The 18,080-nt window shown below is 71.7% G+C and carries 17 protein-coding genes; all 17 read right to left on the bottom strand.

The window, feature by feature from the left end; genetic code table 11:
* Nucleotide 1 precedes the first annotated feature (1 nt).
* A complete protein-coding gene (locus C6W10_RS28620; RefSeq protein WP_107262161.1) occupies nt 2-2,494 on the bottom strand; it encodes an NADH-quinone oxidoreductase subunit G in 2,493 nt (830 codons plus the stop codon).
* Entirely contained in the window at nt 2,494-3,813 is a 1,320-nt protein-coding gene (gene nuoF, locus C6W10_RS28615) for an NADH-quinone oxidoreductase subunit NuoF (protein WP_107262160.1), read from the bottom strand. The genes C6W10_RS28620 and nuoF overlap by 1 nt, the downstream gene beginning before the upstream one ends.
* Nucleotides 3,810-4,907, bottom strand: a complete 1,098-nt coding sequence (gene nuoE, locus C6W10_RS28610) for an NADH-quinone oxidoreductase subunit NuoE (RefSeq protein ID WP_107262158.1) — start codon at nt 4,905-4,907, stop codon at nt 3,810-3,812. Before nuoE ends, nuoF begins: the two co-directional genes overlap by 4 nt.
* The gene (locus C6W10_RS28605) at nt 4,908-6,242 is read right to left on the bottom strand and encodes an NADH-quinone oxidoreductase subunit D (RefSeq protein ID WP_107262156.1); all 1,335 of its coding nucleotides are present in this window, start codon (nt 6,240-6,242) and stop codon (nt 4,908-4,910) included.
* Nucleotides 6,239-7,000, bottom strand: a complete 762-nt coding sequence (locus C6W10_RS28600) for an NADH-quinone oxidoreductase subunit C (RefSeq protein WP_107262154.1) — start codon at nt 6,998-7,000, stop codon at nt 6,239-6,241. Before C6W10_RS28600 ends, C6W10_RS28605 begins: the two co-directional genes overlap by 4 nt.
* Nucleotides 6,997-7,671 carry an NADH-quinone oxidoreductase subunit B family protein gene (locus tag C6W10_RS28595; RefSeq protein ID WP_107262152.1) on the bottom strand — a complete coding sequence of 225 codons (675 nt, stop codon included), beginning with the start codon at nt 7,669-7,671 and terminating at the stop codon, nt 6,997-6,999. Before C6W10_RS28595 ends, C6W10_RS28600 begins: the two co-directional genes overlap by 4 nt.
* A gap of 13 nt (nt 7,672-7,684) precedes the next feature.
* Nucleotides 7,685-8,050: an NADH-quinone oxidoreductase subunit A gene (locus tag C6W10_RS28590; RefSeq protein WP_107262150.1), complete on the bottom strand. Its 366-nt coding sequence runs from the start codon at nt 8,048-8,050 to the stop codon at nt 7,685-7,687.
* A 119-nt stretch (nt 8,051-8,169) separates the two neighbouring features.
* A complete protein-coding gene (locus C6W10_RS28585) occupies nt 8,170-9,447 on the bottom strand; it encodes a geranylgeranyl reductase family protein (protein WP_107262148.1) in 1,278 nt (425 codons plus the stop codon).
* A gap of 233 nt (nt 9,448-9,680) precedes the next feature.
* Nucleotides 9,681-10,436: a hypothetical protein gene (locus tag C6W10_RS28580; RefSeq protein ID WP_107262146.1), complete on the bottom strand. Its 756-nt coding sequence runs from the start codon at nt 10,434-10,436 to the stop codon at nt 9,681-9,683.
* A 69-nt stretch (nt 10,437-10,505) separates the two neighbouring features.
* Nucleotides 10,506-11,216: a demethylmenaquinone methyltransferase gene (locus C6W10_RS28575; RefSeq protein WP_107262144.1), complete on the bottom strand. Its 711-nt coding sequence runs from the start codon at nt 11,214-11,216 to the stop codon at nt 10,506-10,508.
* 396 nt (nt 11,217-11,612) lie between these two features.
* The gene (mqnC, locus tag C6W10_RS28570) at nt 11,613-12,803 is read right to left on the bottom strand and encodes a cyclic dehypoxanthinyl futalosine synthase (RefSeq protein ID WP_107262142.1); all 1,191 of its coding nucleotides are present in this window, start codon (nt 12,801-12,803) and stop codon (nt 11,613-11,615) included.
* 96 nt (nt 12,804-12,899) lie between these two features.
* The gene (locus C6W10_RS28565; RefSeq protein WP_159079382.1) at nt 12,900-14,165 is read right to left on the bottom strand and encodes a phosphatidylserine/phosphatidylglycerophosphate/cardiolipin synthase family protein; all 1,266 of its coding nucleotides are present in this window, start codon (nt 14,163-14,165) and stop codon (nt 12,900-12,902) included.
* Nucleotides 14,166-14,251: 86 nt separating this feature from the next.
* Nucleotides 14,252-15,364 (bottom strand): 1,2-phenylacetyl-CoA epoxidase subunit PaaE, encoded by a 1,113-nt coding sequence (gene paaE / locus C6W10_RS28560; RefSeq protein WP_107262138.1) that lies wholly within the window; start codon nt 15,362-15,364, stop codon nt 14,252-14,254.
* Entirely contained in the window at nt 15,361-15,849 is a 489-nt protein-coding gene (gene paaD / locus C6W10_RS28555; RefSeq protein ID WP_107262136.1) for a 1,2-phenylacetyl-CoA epoxidase subunit PaaD, read from the bottom strand. The genes paaE and paaD overlap by 4 nt, the downstream gene beginning before the upstream one ends.
* Nucleotides 15,846-16,592 (bottom strand): 1,2-phenylacetyl-CoA epoxidase subunit PaaC, encoded by a 747-nt coding sequence (paaC, locus tag C6W10_RS28550; protein WP_107262135.1) that lies wholly within the window; start codon nt 16,590-16,592, stop codon nt 15,846-15,848. Before paaC ends, paaD begins: the two co-directional genes overlap by 4 nt.
* Complete coding sequence (gene paaB / locus C6W10_RS28545; RefSeq protein WP_107262133.1) at nt 16,589-16,891, bottom strand: 1,2-phenylacetyl-CoA epoxidase subunit PaaB; 303 nt, start codon at nt 16,889-16,891, stop codon at nt 16,589-16,591. The genes paaC and paaB overlap by 4 nt, the downstream gene beginning before the upstream one ends.
* On the bottom strand, nt 16,888-17,958 hold the full coding sequence (gene paaA, locus C6W10_RS28540; RefSeq protein ID WP_107262131.1) for a 1,2-phenylacetyl-CoA epoxidase subunit PaaA: 1,071 nt from the start codon (nt 17,956-17,958) through the stop codon (nt 16,888-16,890). Before paaA ends, paaB begins: the two co-directional genes overlap by 4 nt.
* Nucleotides 17,959-18,080 lie beyond the last annotated feature (122 nt).

Here is an 18,080-nt window from a genome sequence, read left to right as displayed (position 1 = left end):
TTCATCGGGTACCTCCAGCGCTGTTCAACAGCGGTCCCGGCTGGCCCGCGGCGTCGGCGGCGACCGGGGTGGCCGGACCGGCGGAGAGCCGGACGACCGCGCCGGAGGTGACGCCGAGACTGCGCCGCACGCTCGCGCCGGGCGAGTTGGTGGGCAGCCAGACGACGTCGTCCGGCAGGTCGGTGATCGCCGCCGGCAGGGTCAGCGCGCCCCGGTCGGTGCCGACCGTCACCGCGTCTCCCTCGGCGATCCCCAGTGCCTCGGCGGTGGCCTTGCCGAGCCGGACCACCGGCGGCCGGGCCGTGCCGCCGAGCGCCGGGTCGCCCTCGGTCAGGGTGCCCGCGTCGATCAGCTGGTGCCAGGTGGCCAGGATCGCCTCGTTCGGGCCGGGCCGGACCGGCGCGGCCGGCTCGACGGCCGGGGCGGCGGTCCGGTTGGCCTGGGTCGCCGGCAGCCCGCCCAGCTCGCGGCGGATGCTGTTCACGTCGCCGGTGCCGAGCCGCACGTCGAGCTGGGCGGCGATCGCGTCCAGCACCCGGGCGTCGGACATCGCGGCGGTCTCCAGCACCGCCTCGAAGGTGCGCAGCCGGCCCTCCCAGTCGAGGAAGCTGCCGGCCTTCTCCACCACCGGGGCGACCGGGAAGACCACGTCGGCGCGGCGGGTCACCGCGTTGTGCCGCAGCTCCAGGCTGACCAGGAACGGCACCTTCTCCAGCGCCGCGTCGGCGAGCTTCGGGTCGGCCAGGTCCGCCGGGTCGACCCCGGAGACCACCAGCGCGCCGAGCGAGCCGTCGGCGGCCGCCGCGACGATGCCGTCGGTGTCCCGGCCGGGCTGGCTCGGGATGACCCCGGCGGCCAGCTCCCAGGCGCCGGCCAACTCGGCCCGGCCGGCCGCGTCGGTCACCGGACGTCCGCCGGGGAGCAGGTTCGGCAGGCAGCCGGCGTCGATCGCGCCGCGGTCCCCGGCCCGCCGGGGCACCCAGGCCAGCTTGGCGCCGGTACGCTCGGCCAGCTCGGCGGCGGCGGAGAGGCCACCCGGCACCGTCGCCAGCCGCTCGCCGACCAGCAGCACCGCGCCGGGCTGGCGCAGCGCCTCGGCGACCGAGGCGTTCCCGGCCAGCAGCCCCGCCTCGTCGCCGGGGGCGGCGGTCAGCACCGTCGCACCGATCTTGGCCAGCCCCCGGGTCACGAACGGAGCCAGCGCCAGCACCTTCAGCCCACGCTTGTTGTACGCCTTGCGCAGCCGCAGGAAGAGGATCGGGCACTCCTCCTCCGGCTCCAGCCCGGCGATCACCACGGCCGGCGCCCGCTCGACGTCGGCGTAGGTCACCTCGGTCGTCCCCGCCACCGTGCTGGCCAGGAACTGGGCCTCCTCGGCGGAGAGCGGACGGGCCCGGAAGTCGATGTCGTTGGTCTGCAACGCCACCCGGGCGAACTTGGCGTACGCGTACGCGTCCTCGACGGTGAGCCGGCCGCCGGTCAGCACCCCGACCCCGGAGCCGGAGTCCCGGGCCGCGCGCAGCCCGTCGGCGGCGACGGCGAACGCCTCGCTCCAGGACGCCTCGCGCAGTTCACCGGTCCGGGCGTCCCGGACCATCGGGGTGGTGATCCGCTCGTTGGCGAAGGCGTACCGGAAGCCCCAGCGGCCCTTGTCGCAGTTCCACTCCTCGTTCACCGCCGGGTCGTCGCCGGCCAGCCGGCGCATCACCTTGCCGCGCCGGTGGTCGGTGCGCTGGGCGCAGCCGGCCGAGCAGTGCTCGCAGACGCTCGGGGTGGAGACCAGGTCGAACGGGCGGGCCCGGAACCGGTACTGCGCACCGGTCAGCGCGCCGACCGGGCAGATCTGCACCGTGTTCCCGGAGAAGTACGAGTTGAACGGGACGTCGCCCTCCCCGCCCTCCTCGCCGTAGTACTCGTCCCGGTAGACGTTGATCTCCTCGGCGCTGGACCGGCCCATCAGGTCGATGAACTTGTCCCCGGCGATCTCCTCGGAGAACCGGGTGCAGCGCTGGCAGAGTACGCAGCGCTCCCGGTCCAGCAGGACCTGGGTGGAGATGTTGACCGGCTTCTCGTACTCCCGCTTGTGCTCGTGGAAGCGGGTATCGGTGCGGCCGGTGGACATCGCCTGGTTCTGTAGCGGGCACTCGCCGCCCTTGTCGCACATCGGGCAGTCGAGCGGGTGGTTGACCAGGAGCAGCTCCATGATCCCCTCCTGCGCCTTCTTGGCGACCGGGGAGGTGAGCTGGGTGCGTACCACCATGCCGTCGGCGACGGTCTGGGTGCAGGAGGCGACCGGCTTGCGCTGCCCCTCCACGTCGACCAGGCACTGCCGGCAGGCGCCGGCCGGGGCGAGCAGCGGGTGGTCGCAGAACCGGGGGATCTCGATGCCGAGCTGTTCGGCGACCCGGATCAGCAGCGCACCCTTCGGCGCGGTCACCTCGATGCCGTCGATGGTGAGCGTGACGGTATCGACCTGCTTCGCAACGTCCGTCATTAGTGGGCTCCTACCAGGGTCTTCTCCGACAGCTTGGGAGCCGTCCGGCCCTCGATGTAGTCGAGGTAGTCCTGCTTGAAGTACTTCAGCGAGGAGGTCACCGGGCTGGTCGCGCCGTCACCGAGGCCGCAGAAGGAGCGGCCGAGGATGTTGTCGCAGGTGTCCAGCAGGGTGTCCAGGTCCTCGTGGGTGCCCTGCCCGGCCAGGATCCGCCGGTAGGTGCGGACCATCCAGTAGTTGCCCTCCCGGCACGGCGTGCACTTTCCGCACGACTCGTGGTGGTAGAACTCCAGCCACCGGTAGGTGGCGTAGACCGGGCAGTCCTGGTCGGAGAAGATCTGGGTCGCGGTGGTGCCGAGGATCGAGCCGGCCGCCGCCACCCCCTCGAAGTCCAGCGGTACGTCGAGGTGCTCGGCGGTGAGCAGCGGGGTCGACGAGCCGCCCGGGGTCCAGAACCGCAGCTCGTGCCCGGGCTGCATCCCGCCGGCCAGCTCGATCAGCTCGCGCAGCGTGATGCCGAGCCCGGCCTCGTACTGCCCGGGGTTGTTGATCCGGCCGGAGAGGGAGTAGATCATCGGCCCGGAGGACTTCTCCGTGCCCATGCTCTTCCACCAGGCGGCCCCGCCCAGCACGATGTACGGCACGCTGGCGATGGTGCCGACGTTGTTGACCACGGTCGGGCAGGCGTAGAGGCCGTGCGTCGCCGGGAACGGCGGGCGCAGCCGGGGCTGGCCCCGGAACCCCTCCAGCGAGTCCAGCAGCGCCGTCTCCTCGCCGCAGATGTACGCCCCGGCCCCGCTGTGCACCACCAGCTCCAGGTCGAAGCCGGTACCGAGGATGTCCTTGCCGAGGTAGCCGGCCCGGTACGCCTCCTGCACGGCGTTGCGCAGCCGACGGGCCGCGTGCACCGCCTCGCCCCGGATGTAGATGTAGGCGCGGTTGGCCCGGATCGCGTACGAGGCGATGATCACACCCTCGACCAGCGAGTGCGGGTCGTGGGTCATCAGCGGCAGGTCCTTGCAGGTGCCCGGCTCGCCCTCGTCGGCGTTGACCACCAGGTAGTGCGGCTTGCCGTCGCCCTGCGGGATGAAGCCCCACTTGAGTCCGGTCGGGAAGCCGGCACCGCCCCGGCCGCGCAGGCCGGAGTCCTTGACGAGTTGGATCAGGTCGTCAGGGTGGGCGGCGAGCGCCTTGCGCAGGGCGGCGTAGCCGTCCAGCCGCTCGTAGACGTCGAGCCGCCAGGCGTCCGGCGACAGCCAGCGCTTGGTGAGTACCGGGGTCAGCTTCTCCAGCGTCTCCCGTCGAGGCGTCGTGGTCACTTCTCGGCCTCCTTCAGCGAGCGCTCCTGCGCATCCGTACCCCCGTCACCGGCCGGCTTGCCGTCGCTGGCCGGCTGGTTGGCGGCGGCGCCGGCCGCCTCGGCGGCCTTGGCGTCGCCCGGCCCGGCCGGTGCGCCGTCGACCGGCGGGGTGGTGCCGGGCGCGTCCGGGACGGCGGTCTTGGCGTCCGGGTTCCGGGTCTCGGCGGTACGCACCTGGGGCGACTTGTCGTCCGGCGCCTTCACGTCCGGCGCGGTGCTGCCGGTGGCGGCGGCGGGCCGGGTGGTGGCCGGGGCCGGCTTGTCACCGGTCTGGCTGCCCTTGATCGGGGTGTTCGGGTCGTAGCCGGCCACCGAGACGCCGTGCTGCTGGGCCAGCCGCAGCCCGGCCAGCGTCGGGTCGCCGGCCAGCCCGTCGGCGACCGCTTCCTCGCGCGGGTCGGCGAAGCCGGCCAGTTGCAGCGACATCTCCTTGAGGGTGCAGAGCCGGGCGCCCCGGCTGGGCTGCGGGCGACCGCCCGCGCGCAGCTCGTTGACGACCGCGACCGCGGAGTCCGGGTCGACCTGGTCGAAGAAGTCGTAGTTGACGGTCATCACCGGGCCGTAGTCGCAGGCCGCGAGGCACTCGGCGTGCTCCAGGGTGATCTTGCCGTCCGGGGTGGTCTCGTCGTGCCCGACCCCGAGGTGCTCGGTCAGGGTGTCGTAGACCTGCTGCCCGCCGAGCACGTTGCACATGGTGTTGGTGCAGACGCTGACCAGCCAGTCGCCGGTGGGCCGACGCTTGTACATCGTGTAGAAGGTGGCGACGGCGCCGACCTGCGCCTTGTTCAGCCCGAGGACGTCGGCGCAGAACTCCACGCCGGCCGGGGAGACGTACCCCTCCTCGGACTGCACCAGGTGCAGCAGCGGCAGCAGCGCCGAACGGGACCGGTCGGCCGGGTAGCGGGCGACGATCTCGGCCGCCCGCTCGTCGAGCTTCGCGTGCAGGTCGGCGCTGCGCGCACCGCTGCCGTTCCGCTGCGTCGGCACCTCGCCCGGCCCGGTCACCAGACCGTCCAGCCGGGACGCCGCGTTGCCAAACTGAGACTGAGTCATTTAGCGATCACACCCACCCATCACCGGGTCCAGCGACGCGCCGCCCGCGATCACGTCCGCGATCAGGCCGCCCTCGGCCATCGCCGGCAGCGCCTGGAGGTTGACGAAGCTGGGCTCGCGGTAGTGCACCCGGTACGGCCGGGTGCCCCCGTCGGAGACCGCGTGCACGCCCAGCTCGCCACGGGGCGACTCGATCCCGACGTAGACCTGGCCCGGTGGCACCCGGAAGCCCTCGGTCACCAGCTTGAAGTGGTGGATCAGCGACTCCATCGACTGACCCATGATCTTGGCGACGTGCTCCAGCGAGTTGCCCATGCCGTCGACGCCGATGGCGAGCTGCGCCGGCCAGGCGATCTTCTTGTCGGCCACCATGATCGGCCCCGGGCGGAGCCGGTCGAGGGCCTGCTCGACGATCTTGAGCGACTCCCGCATCTCGGCCATCCGGACCAGGTAGCGACCCCAGACGTCGCCGCTCTCGGTGGTCGGCACGTCGAACTCGTAGTTCTCGTAACCGCAGTACGGCATGGTCTTGCGCAGGTCCCAGGCCAGCCCGGCCGAGCGGAGCACCGGGCCGGTGACGCCCAGCGCCAGGCAGCCGGTCACGTCGAGCACGGCGACGTCCTTGGTCCGCTCCAGCCAGATCGGCTGGCCGGAGAGCATGTCCTCGTATTCCTTGAGCCGCTTCGGCAGCAGCGTCAGGAACTCGCGGATCTTGACGATCGCCTCGTCCGGGACGTCCTGGGCGACCCCGCCCGGCCGGACGTACGCGTGGTTCATCCGCAGGCCGGTGATCAGCTCGAAGATCTCCAGCACGTACTCGCGCTCGCGGAAGCCGTAGAGCATCACGTTGACCGCGCCCAGCTCCATCGCCGTGGTGGCGATCCAGACCAGGTGCGAGGAGATCCGGTTCAGCTCCATCATCAGCACCCGGATGGTGTTGGCCCGCTCGGTCACCTCGTCGGTGATGCCGAGCAGCTTCTCCACCGCCAGGCTGTACGCCGTCTCGTTGAACAGCGGCGAGAGGTAGTCCATCCGGGTGACGAACGTGCTGCCCTGCACCCAGTTGCGGTATTCCAGGTTCTTCTCGATCCCGGTGTGCAGATAGCCGACCACCGCCCGGGCCTCCCGGACGGTCTCGCCCTCCAGCTCCAGGATCAGCCGGAGCACGCCGTGCGTCGACGGGTGCTGCGGACCCATGTTGACGATGATCCGCTCGTCGTTGATCGGGTCGTGCCCGCTGACCACCTGGTCCCAGTCGCCACCGGTGACGGTGAAGACCCGGCCCTCGGTGGTCTCCCGGGACTCGGCGTAGCTCGGGTTCGTCGAGGTGCTCATTGGTACGTCCTCCGCTGGTCGGGCGGTGGGATCACGGCGCCCTTGTACTCGACCGGCACGCCGCCGAGCGGGTAGTCCTTGCGCTGCGGGTGGCCCTCCCAGTCGTCCGGCATCAGGATCCGGGTCATGCCGGGGTGGCCGTCGAAGACGACGCCGAACATGTCGTACGTCTCCCGCTCCTGCCAGTCCGCCGTGGGGTAGACCGAGGTGACGCTCGGCACCCGGGGCTCCTCGGCGGTCACCGCGACCTCCAGCCGGAGCTGCCGGCGGTAGGTCATCGAGGTGAGCTGGTAGACGACGTGCAGCCGGCGGGCGTCGGAACCGAGGTAGTCGACCCCGGAGACCGAGGAGCAGAGCTCGAAGCGGAGCGCCGCGTCGTCCCGGAGCACCTGGCAGACCTCGGCGATCCGCTCGGGTCGAATGTGCAGGGTCAGCTCGCCCCGGTCGACCACGACCTTCTCGATCGCGTCGGCGAAGCCCGGGTACGCCTCCTCCAGCGCGTCGGTGACCTCGTCGAAGTAGCCGCCGTACGGCCGGGGGCTGCTCTCCACGCTGACCCGCTGCCGGACCAGCCCGCCGAAGCCGGAGGTGTCGCCGCTGCCGTGGATGCCGAACATGCCGCGTCCGGCCGCCGTGGCCGGCGGGTACTCGGCCGGCGCCCCGCTGGTCGCCCCGACCGGCGGCCGGGCCACCGGCACGCCGCCGCCCGGCCGCTCGCTGGGGCTCTTCTTCGGCTCGGTGCCGTTCGGCTCGCTCACCGGTCAGCCCTCTCCACCAGGTGGTTCTGCGCCTTCATCCAGTTCTCGATCCGGAGCTGCTCCTCGCGTCCCTCGGCGACCGCCCGGGTCCACTCGGCCCGGCGCGCCTTGTCGTTGCGGTAGGAGGAGGGCATCGAGCCGGGCGCCACCAGCGGTACGGCGCCACGTGCCTGGCGCGCCTCCAGCATCTTGCGGCCGTTCGGGCCGAGCGGCTCGTGGCCGATCTTCTCGCGGAGCTTCAGGATCGCGTCGATCAGCATCTCCGGCCGGGGCGGGCAGCCGGGCAGGTACATGTCGACCGGTACGACGTGGTCGACGCCCTGCACGATCGCGTAGTTGTTGAACATGCCGCCGCTGCTGGCGCAGACGCCCATCGAGATCACCCAGCGGGGCTCGGCCATCTGGTCGTAGATCTGGCGCAGCACCGGGGCCATCTTCTGGCTCACCCGGCCGGCCACGATCATCAGGTCCGCCTGTCGCGGCGAGGCGCGGAAGACCTCCATGCCCCACCGGCCGAGGTCGTAGTGGGAGCCACCGGCCGCCATCATCTCGATCGCGCAGCAGGCCAGGCCGAAGGTGGCGCCCCAGAACGAGGACTTCCGGGACCAGTTGACCAGCTTCTCCACCGAGGTGAGCAGGATCCCGGACGGGAGCTTCTCCTCGATACCCATCTGACGACCTCCCTCAGTCCCAGTCCAGGCCGCCACGCCGCCAGACGTAGGCGTACGCGACGAAGACCGCGACGATGAACAGCACCATCTCCACGAAGCCGAACAGCCCGAGGACGTCGAAGTTGACCGCCCACGGGTACAGGAAGATGATCTCGATGTCGAAGACGATGAACAGCATCGCCGTCAGGTAGAACTTGATCGGGAGCCGACCGCCGCCGACCGGCTGCGGGCTCGGCTCGATGCCGCACTCGTACGCCTCGAGCTTGGCTTTGTTGTAGCGCCGGGGGCCGGCGAAGCGCGCCGCGGCGACGGAGAACAGCGCGAACCCCGCGGCGAGGGCGAACAGCCCGATGATGGGTACGTACGGCGAGAGCGACATCGTTTTCCCCTGCTCGTCCTTCCCGGCCCTCGGTCAATTTCCAAATTCACACTATTCACAGTCGTCCGGGCGACGCTGCCCGGGGTGCCACTGGTGCCCCTGCCGGGGCGGGCGGCGGTTCACACGGCCGGAGCCACCTTCGTCATCGCGTTGATGACCCGGTCCATCGCGTCTCCGCCGCGCGGATCGGTCAGGTTCGCCAGCAGCTTGAGCACGAACCGCATCAGGGTCGGATGCGGCATGCCGTGCTTGGTGGCGATCCGCATCACATGCGGATTGCCGATCATCTTCACGAAGATGTTGCCGAGCCGGTAGTAACCGCCGTACCGGGCCTTCAGTTCGGCGGGGTAGCCGGCCAGTGCGCGTTCCCGCTCGGCACCCGCCGGGCGGGCCAGCGCCTGCACCACGATCTCGGCGGCGAGTTCACCGGACTCCATCGCGTACGCGATGCCCTCGCCGTTGAAGGGGTTGACCATGCCGCCGGAGTCGCCGACCAGCAGCACTCCCCGGGTGTAGTGCGGCACCCGGTTGAAGCCCATCGGCAGGGCGGCGCCGAGGATCGGGCCGTCCGCGTTGGTCTCGTCGGTCATGCCCCACTCGGCCGGGGTGCCGGCGAGCCAGTCGACCAGCAGCCGCCGGTAGTTGGTCTTGCCGAACGCCGCCGACGAGTTCAGCGCACCGAGCCCGACGTTGACCCGGCCGTCCCCCATGCCGAAGATCCAGCCGTACCCGGGCAGCAGCTTGTCGGGGTGTTCCTTGCTGCGCAGCTCCAGCCACGACTCCAGGTAGTTGTCGTCGTGCTTGGCCGGCGAGCGGTAGTAGCGGCGGACCGCGACGCCGATCGGCCGGTCCTCCCGCTTGTTCAGGCCGAGCGCCAGCGGGAGCCGCCCGGAGACACCGTCGGCGGCGATCACCAGCGGGGCCCGGAAGGTCGCCGGGGCCTTCTCCGGCCCGCTCTCGGCGGTGACGCCGACCACCCGGCCACCGTCGTCGAGCACCGGGCCGGTCACGTTCATCCCGGTACGCAGTTCCGCGCCGGCCTCGACGGCACGCCTGGCCAGCAGGTCGTCGAAGTCGAGCCGGGTACGGACCAGTCCGTAGTTGGGGAAGCTGGCCAGCTCGGGCCAGTCGAGTTCGAGGCGTACGCCGCCGCCGATGACCCGCAGTCCCCGGTTGTGCAGCCAGCCCGCCTCGGGCGAGGTGTCGATGCCGAGCTTGACGAGCTGCTTGACGGCCCGGGGGGTGAGCCCGTCGCCGCAGACCTTCTCCCGGGGGAACTCGGTCTTCTCCAGCAGCAGCACGCGGGCGCCATGTCGGGCCAGGTGATAGGCGGTCGTCGATCCGCCCGGACCGGCGCCGACGACGATGACGTCCGCGTCGTTGTCGACGGTGGTCATCCGCACCTCCCCTCCCGATCGCTCGTGAAATGCTTCACAAGCCTCGTCAGGGGAGGAGTCTAGAGCCGCGAAGCGGCCGGCAACCGGTTAGGTGAACCTAAGTTCCCAAGGTAGGCGTGTCGACTACCTTTCTGGCCCATTCCGGGCCCGTCTGTGAGGCGGGCGGGGCACCTGGGGTAGACGAGGCTGTCGAGCTGCCCCGGCTGCGCACCCAGCTCTACAGTCCACTCGGCTCAGGTACGGTCCTCGCCGCTGCGCTGCGCCGGACGGCGTTCGATCGGGCCCGGGGTGACCGGCCCCGGTTCGGCCGGGTGCGGGTCGGCCGGGCGGGGCCCCACCGGGTGCGGGTCGGTGGGGTGCGGCGCGGCCGGATGCGGCTCGGCCGGCCCCGGAGCCGGCGGGTGCGGATCGGCCGGGCCGGGCCGGCCCGGCTGGGCTGGCCCCGGCTGCGGCTGCGCCGGGTGCGGCTCCGGCGGGTGCGGCTCGACCGGGTGCGGCTCGACCGGATATCCCTCGGCGGCCGGAATACCCTCGCCCGGCGTGGCGCCGTTTCCGGACAGCCGCCCGGCGGGGTTTCCGCCGTTCTGCGGCGAAGGCTCGATCGGGTAATCGCCGGTCGGCGCCGGGTCGTCGTCCGGGGCACGCTCGTGCTCGTACGGCAACTGCTCTCGCAGGGTGCCGCCGCTGACCCGGTCCAGCGCGGCCAGTACCTCGGCGACCACCGTCCGGACCGCGACCGGGTCGGGGCCGGCCAGCTCCCGGATCTGCGCGATCAGCTCGGCCGCCTCGGCCTCCGGGTCGGCGGCCCGGTCCGCCGGACCGTCAGCTCCGGCCTCTGGACCGTCAGCTCCGGCCTCTGGACCGGCGGCGTCCGGCGCCGGCTCGGCCACGGCGTCGTCACCCCGGCGCCGCGCGGCCGGCGGGCCCGCGCCCGGTGTCTCCTCGGCCGGCTGCCCGTCGCCGTCGACCTGCCGGTCTGCCCCCGCCATGGGCGCAGCCTACGGCCTGGAAAGCCGCCTCGCGGATCAAAACCGACTAAAGCGCCATGAAAACGATGATCAGGAACGTACTGCTCGGTGCAGCGCGACGATGCCGCCGGTCAGGTTCCGCCAGCCGACCCGGTGCCACCCGGACCGGCCGATCTGCCCGGCCAGCCCGGCCTGGTCCGGCCAGGCCCGGATCGACTCGGCCAGATAGACGTACGCGTCCGGGTTGCTCGCCACCGCCCGGGCCACCGCCGGCAGCGACCGCATCAGGTAGGAGAGGTAGACCGTCCGGAAGACCGGGTTGGTCGGGGTACTGAACTCGCATACCACCAGCCGGCCGCCGGGCCGGGTGACCCGGGCCATCTCCCGGAGCGCCGCCTCGGTGTCGACGACGTTGCGCAGCGCCAGCGAGATGGTGACCGCGTCGAACGTCTGGTCCGGGAAGGGCAGCCGGAGCGCGTCACCGGCCAGCAACGGCACCTCGGGCCGGCTCCGTCGACCGGCCCGGAGCATCCCGATGGAGAGATCCAACCCCACCGCGTACGCCCCGGAGGTGGCCAACTCGGCGGTGGAGACCCCGGTGCCGGCGCCCACGTCCAGCACCCGGTCGCCGGGGCGCAGGTCGAGGGCGGCCAGGGTGGCCCGGCGCCACCGCCGGTCCTGGCCGAACGAGATCACGGTGTTGGTCAGGTCATACCGGGACGCCACCTGGTCGAACATCGCCGCCACCTCGTGCGGCTGCTTCTCCAGGCTGGCCCGGCGTCCGGACGGGGTACGGCTCACGCCGGAACAGTCTGCCAGCCACCGGCCCGGCCACTCGGCCCGGGGCGGGCCGGAACACAGCACGGGCGAGGTGGTCTCCCACCCCGCCCGTGCTGCCGTGCGTTATGTGAACGGCCCTCATGGACCGATAGAGGACGACCCCGGTACGCCGCGTCCCGGCCCGGAGGCCGGTCCGTCCACGACGGTCAGCGGGTGCGTGTGCCGGCACGCTATCGGTTCGACGGGCCCGGTCGCGCTCCCCTTGATCCAACCGTTATGACCGCCCGAAGGCGTCAGGATTCCAAGAATGTCCTGGTCACGGGCCATTTATCCGGCGCGCTCGACGTTTTGCCGCCGGATCGGAGCCAAGGACCGACCCCTCGCCCAGCCGGCGGTGGCCGAATGGACGAGGGTAGTTCAGCGGGCCTGTACGAGCGGCAGGCTCCGGCCCGCGCCGCCACCCGGCAGCGCGATCGAGGAGAAGTGCGACACCACCCGGTCGTCGGTCGGGTCGTCGGCCGGGGTGCGGTGCACCGCCAGGTGCCGGTAGAGGGTGTCCCGCTGCGCGGGGATCCGGCCGGCGGAACGGATCATCCAGATCAGCTCGTGCAGGTTGGAGCGGTGCCGGGCCCCGGCCGAGGAGATGACGTTCTCCTCCAGCATGATCGAGCCGAGGTCGTCCACCCCCATGTGCAGGGCGAGCTGTCCGGCGTCCTTCCCGGTGGTCAGCCAGGACGCCTGGAGGTGCGGCACGGTGTCGAAGAAGAGCCGGGCCACCGCGACCAGCCGCAGGTACTCCAGGGTGGTCGCCTGGGTACGGCCCTTGAGGTGGTTGTTCTCCGGCTGGTACGTCCACGGGATGAAGGAGCGGAAGCCCCGGGTACGGTCCTGCACGTCGCGGATCATCCGCATGTGCTCGATCCGCTCGGCGTTGGTCTCCCCGGTCCCCATCATCATGGTGGCGGTCGACTCGACGCCCTGCCGGTGTGCGAGTTCCATCACCTCCAGCCAGCGGGCCCCGGACTCCTTCAGCGGGGCGATCGCCTTACGCGGCCGCTCGGGCAGCATCTCGGCGCCGGCCCCGGCGATCGAGTCCAGCCCGGCCGCCTTGATCCGGCTGATCGCCTCCTCCAGGCTGACCCCGGAGACCTTCGCCATGTGCAGGATCTCGCTCGGCCCGATGGAGTGGATGGCGAGCTGCGGGTACGCCCGCTTGACCGAGGAGAAGAGCTCCTCGTAGTACTCCACGCCGTAGTCGGGGTGGTGGCCGCCCTGGAGCATCACCTGGGTCGCACCCAGCTCGACCGCCTCGGCGCAGCGGCGCAGGATCTCCTCGGTCGGGTGCGTCCAGCCCTCCCGGTGCTTCGGCGCCCGGTAGAAGGCGCAGAACTTGCAGGCGGTCACGCAGACGTTTGTGTAGTTGATGTTGCGGTCGATCAGGTACGTGACGATGTTGTCCGGATAACGCCGCCGCCGTACCGCGTCCGCCGCCTCACCCAGCGGGTGCAGCGGCGCGTCGGTGTAGAGCAGCAGCGCCTCCTCGGGCGTGATCCGCCCGCCGTCCGCGCCACGTTGCAGGATGCTGTCGATTTCCCGGCTCACCGTCACATCCCGAGGGTACGCCGCCCGACTTGCGCGCCCCAGCCACGCTCGGGGATGTGAGCACCGACAACCCCCGGGTACGGCTGCGCCGGCGGCGGTGGTTCAGGTGGTGCAGCTGCCGTTGTCCGGGTTGACGCACTTGGCCCGGCTCCAGAGCGTCTCGAAGTTGTTGTGGAAGTCGTTCCAGACGGTCGGGTGCTCGATCTTCACCAGGGTCTCGTCGTGATCGGTCAGCGCCGGGTCGGTGACGTTGTGCGAGCCGGTGAAGACGACGCTGCGCCCGGCCACCCCGGCGAAGGTGCCCCTGATGATGATGTTCTTCGAGTGCACGGTCACCACCCGGCCGTCGTAGTTGCTGGCCTCGGCGTCGTAATACTTCTTCAGCGAGACGTTCGGCTGCCCGTTCAGGGTGGCGTACGCGGTGCTGCCCATCGAGCCGTAGACGACCCGGACCTTGCAGCCCATCCGGCCGATCCGGCGCAGCTCGGCGGCGACCTGCGGGCGGGCGTCGGTGAACTGGGCGTGCGCGACGTCCACCGCGCAGCCGCTGGCGAAGGCGTTCACCTCGGCCAGCCGGTTCGCCAGGGTGTCGCTGTCGGCCCGGGGCGAGTGGTAGACGGTGACGGCGGTGGTCGGCGACTTGTAGTAGCCGTTGGCGGCGTTGAAGTAGTCGTTGTTCTTCCGCTGCGCCCGCATGTCGTTGAAGTACGCGGTGAAGTGGTCGTACAGGTCGTAGTCCTCGTGCACCACCAGCGCGCTGTTGAAGAGGTTGTTCTGGCTGAAGGTGAGGTTCTGCGAGCTGACGAAGACGACCCGCTTCATGGTGCCGCTGGTGGAGAACGTGAAGACCTTGTTGTGGTTGATCGAGTTGCTCTTGTTCCCGATGCACGCGGTCGAGCCGGCCACCGTGGACGAGGTCTTGCCGCAGATCACCAGGTCGTCGAGGTTGGCCGAGTTGAGCACCGCCATCGCGGCGTTGTCGGCGCCGGTGTTGACCCCGCCGCCGGTCTCGTCCAGCACGATCCGGACGATCACGCCCCGGGCCGCCGCCCGCTTCAGCGCCTCGGCCACCACCGGGGAACTCCAGCTGTACATGATGCCCCGGATGTAGCCGCCGGCCGGTGCGCCGTCGGCGAGCCGGACCAGCTCGTCCTCGATGGTCCGGTCCCGGGTGCCGTCCTCGGCCGGGATGTTGAACCGGGTGTACGCCGGGAACGGGTCGGCGGCGGTGACCGCACCGTCACCGGCGTCGGCCGGGGTGGCGCCACCGGCCACGGCGGGCTGGCTGGGCAGGGCGGTGGCGAGCAGGCCGACCGCCGCGAGGCAGGCGAGTCCGGCTCGGGCGCGACGCGTGCGGAGCATCCTCATGGCTACCTTGGTAGTACACATTCTTCAATGGAGCAACGGCCATCGAAGAATTTCTTCACGGCCGGCGGTGGCCGGGACAACGCGGCTCAGCCGTCGTAGTCGACCTCCAGCGTGTCGGTGACCGGGCTGGCCTGGCAGGTCAACACGTACCCGGCGGCCACCTCGTCCGGCTCCAGGGCGTAGTTGCGGGCCATCGACACCTCGCCGGAGACCACCCTCGCCCGGCAGGTCGAGCAGACCCCACCCTTGCAGGCGTACGGCAGCTCGCTGCGGACCCGCAGGGCCGCGTCGAGTACCCGCTCGTCCCGCCCCATCCGGAAACCCGACGTCCGGCCGTCCAGCCGGATCGTCACCTCGGTGCCGGCGTCGGCCGCCGTCGCGGCGGGGCGGACCGGCGGCGCGGGCGGGGCGTCCACGTGGAACAGCTCGGCGTGTACGGCCCGCTCCGGTACGCCCCGTCCGGTGAGCACCAGCCGCGCGTCGAGCACCATCCCGTACGGGCCGCAGAGGAACCACTCGTCGATCCGCTCGGCCGGCACGATGGTGTCGAGCAGCCGGCCGAGCCGCTCGGCGTCGACCCGGCCGGAGAGCAACGGCGACTCGCCCGGCTCCCGGGACAGCACGTGCACCAGGTGCAGCCGCTCCGGATAGCGGTCCTTCAGGTCGGCCAGCTCCTCCACGAACATCACGGTGCGGCCGTGCCGGTTGCCGTACACCAGGGTGAAGGTGCTGGCCGGCTCGACGGCGAGCGCGGTCGCGACCAGCGACAGCACCGGGGTGATGCCCGACCCGGCGACCACCCCGGCGTAGTGCCGGACCCGGTCCGGCGCGAACGCCGTGCCGAAGGTCCCGAGCGGCGGCAGCACCTCGACCGTGTCGCCGGCCCGCAGCGCCGAGACCGCGAAGCTGGAGAAGGCGCCGCCCGGCACCTCCCGTACCCCGATCCGGAGCCGTCCGGTCGCGGCCAGCTCGGCCGGGGTCGAGCAGATCGAGTACGACCGGCGCACCTCGGCCCCGTCCGGCGGCACCCGCCGTACCGTGAGGTGCTGCCCGGCCCGGAAGGCGAAGGTCTCGCGCAGCCGCGCCGGTACCTCGAAGGTGACCGCGACCGCGTCCTCGGTGAGCCGGTCGACCGCCCGGACCGGCAGCGGGTGGAAGACCGGCCGGCGACGGACCGGCCGGTTGATCGTTACGCTCAAAACGCCCTCAGATGGTCGAAGGGTTCCCGGCAGGCCCGGCACCGCCACAGCGACTTGCAGGCGGTCGAGCCGAACCGGCTGACCTGTTCGGTGTCGGCGGCACCGCAGTGCGGGCAGCGGACGCTCAGGGTGACCGGGACGGGGCGACCGCCCGCCGGCCCCGGCGGGGCGATCCCGGCGGCGGCCAGCTTGGCCCGACCGGCCTCGGAGATCCAGTCGGTGGTCCAGGCCGGGGCGAAGACGGTGACGACCTCGGCCTCCGGATGCCCGGCGGCGGCCAGCGCGGCCCGGATGTCGGCCCGGATCACGTCCATCGCCGGGCAGCCGGTGTAGGTCGGGGTGATGGTCACGGTGACCCGTCCGGTCGCCGGGTCCTCGGTCACGTCCCGCAGCACGCCGAGGTCCTCGATGGTCAGCACCCGCAGCTCGGGGTCGACCACCGCCGCCGCGGCCCGGCGGGCCGGCGAGGATCCGGCCGCGCTCACCAACGGGCTCCCGGATGCGCCCGGTGCAGCACCTGCATCTCGGCGAGCAAGTAGGAGAGGTGCTCGGTGTGCAGCCCGGCCCGGCCGCCGGTCGGCCCCCAGCCGTCGGCCGGGCGCGGCAGCGTCGCGGTCTCCAGCACCGGCTCGACGTTCGCCAGGAAGGCGGCGCGCAGCCCGGCCGGGTCGACCGGCGCGGCCGGGTCGGCCACGAACAGTTCACCGGTGTACGGCCACAGCTCCTCGACCGCCGCCCGCATCCGCCGGTGCGACTCCTCGGTGCCGTCGCCGAGGCGTACCGTCCAGAGGCCGGCGTGGTCGAGGTGGTAGGCGACCTCCTTGCGGGCCTTGCCGGCGATGGCGGCCAGCCGCTCGTCGGCGCAGCCGCTCAGCGCGGTGTAGAGCGGGAGCTGGTACGCCGACAGGAAGAGCAGCTTCGCCATGGTCATCGCGAAGTCGCCGTTCGGCAGCTCGACCAGCAGGCAGTTGCGGTACTCCCGGTCGGTGCGCAGGAATGCCAGCGCGTCCTCGTCCCGGCCAACCCCCTCCAGCTCCCCGGCGTAGCTCAGCAGCAGCCGGGCGGCGCCGAGCTGGTCCAGGGCGATGTTGGCCAGCGCGACGTCCTCCTCCAGCTCGGGGGCGGCGGTGACCCACTCGCCGAGCCGCTGGGCGGCGACCAGCGCGTCGTCGCCGAGCCCGAGCAGGTAGTCCACTGTGGTGTGTACGGGTGCGCCGGTGGTGTTCACAGGTGTGCCGCCCCGTCGGGTACCGGATAGAACGTCGGGTGCCGGTAGACCTTGTCGGCCGAGGGCTCGAAGAAGGCGTCCTTCTCGTCCGGGCTGGAGGCGGTGATCGCCCCGGCCGGTACGACCCAGATCGAGACGCCCTCCTGGCGCCGGGTGTAGAGGTCCCGGGCGTTGCGCAGCGCCAGCTCGGCGTCCGGGGCGTGCAGGCTGCCGACGTGGGTGTGCGACAGCCCGCGCCGGGCCCGGACGAAGACCTCCCAGAGCGGCCAGCCGGCCCGGCCCTCGCCCGGGGCGGTCACGCCGGCACCGCCGTACGCTCGGCGGCCCGCTTGGCCGCGTACGCCTCGGCGGCCTCGCGTACCCAGGCCCCGTCGGCGTCCGCCCGGCGGCGGTGTGCGATCCGTTGCCGGTTGCACGGCCCGTCGCCGGAGATCACCCGCATCAGCTCGGCGTAGTCGGGCTGGGTGTAGTCGTGCGCCTGCCGGGACTCGTTCCACCGCAGGTCGGGGTCGGGCAGGGTGAGGCCGAGCACACCGGCCTGCTGCACGCACATGTCGACGAAGCGCTGCCGCAGCTCGTCGTTGGAGAACCGCTTGATCTTCCAGGCCATCGACTGCTGGGAGTGCGTCGAGTCGCCGTCCGGCGGGCCGAACATCGCCAGCGACGGGTACCACCAGCGGTCCACCGCGTCCTGGGCCATCGCGTGCTGCTCCGGGGTGCCGTGCGCGAGGGTGTGCAGGATCTCGTAGCCCTGCCGCTGGTGGAAGGACTCCTCCTTGCAGATCCGGATCATCGCCCGGGCGTACGGCCCGTACGAGCAGCGGCACAGCGGTACCTGGTTGACGATCGCGGCGCCGTCCACCAGCCAGCCGATGGCGCCGACGTCGGCCCAGGTCAGCGTCGGGTAGTTGAAGATCGAGCTGTATTTCTGACGACCGGCGAGCAGCAGCTCGACGAGTTCGTCCCGGCTCACCCCGAGGGTCTCGGCGGCGGCGTAGAGGTAGAGCCCGTGCCCGGCCTCGTCCTGCACCTTGGCGAGCAGGATCGCCTTGCGCTTGAGCGAGGGGGCGCGGCTGATCCAGTTGCCCTCCGGCTGCATGCCGATGATCTCGGAGTGGGCGTGCTGGGCGATCTGCCGGATCAGCGTCTTCCGGTACGCCTCCGGCATCCAGTCCCGGGGCTCGATCTTCTGGTCGGCGCCGATCAGGGCGGTGAAGTAGTCCTGCGGGTCGGTGTCGGTGGCCGGGTCGGTGCCGGGACGGCCACGGTCGGCGGCCGCCCGCAGCGCCACCTCCGCCGCCTCGACCTGATCGAGCAGGCCGCCGGCGGTTCCGTCATCCGGGACCGGGAAGTCATGTCCGTACACGCAGCAAGTGTTACAGCTCAACTAGTCAGTAACCAAGATGTGTAATAGAAATGCCGCCCAGACCGGCCGCTGAGCTGGGCCGGCGCCTCGCACCAAATGTCCGCACTGATGGGTGAATGAGC

This window comes from Plantactinospora sp. BB1 (assembly GCF_003030385.1).
In the GTDB taxonomy this organism is placed as follows: Bacteria; Actinomycetota; Actinomycetes; order Mycobacteriales; family Micromonosporaceae; genus Plantactinospora.
This window is presented reverse-complemented; position numbering and strand designations above follow the sequence as displayed.

Coding starts and splice junctions, on each gene's coding strand:
- C6W10_RS28605 (WP_107262156.1), bottom strand. CDS start 6,242: ATGAGCACCTCGACGAACCCGAGCTACGCCGAGTCCCGGGAGACCACC.
- C6W10_RS28595 (WP_107262152.1), bottom strand. CDS start 7,671: ATGGGTATCGAGGAGAAGCTCCCGTCCGGGATCCTGCTCACCTCGGTG.
- C6W10_RS28620 (WP_107262161.1), bottom strand. CDS start 2,494: ATGACGGACGTTGCGAAGCAGGTCGATACCGTCACGCTCACCATCGAC.
- C6W10_RS28580 (WP_107262146.1), bottom strand. CDS start 10,436: ATGGCGGGGGCAGACCGGCAGGTCGACGGCGACGGGCAGCCGGCCGAG.
- C6W10_RS28565 (WP_159079382.1), bottom strand. CDS start 14,165: ATGAGGATGCTCCGCACGCGTCGCGCCCGAGCCGGACTCGCCTGCCTC.
- C6W10_RS28590 (WP_107262150.1), bottom strand. CDS start 8,050: ATGTCGCTCTCGCCGTACGTACCCATCATCGGGCTGTTCGCCCTCGCC.
- C6W10_RS28585 (WP_107262148.1), bottom strand. CDS start 9,447: ATGACCACCGTCGACAACGACGCGGACGTCATCGTCGTCGGCGCCGGT.
- nuoE (WP_107262158.1), bottom strand. CDS start 4,907: ATGACTCAGTCTCAGTTTGGCAACGCGGCGTCCCGGCTGGACGGTCTG.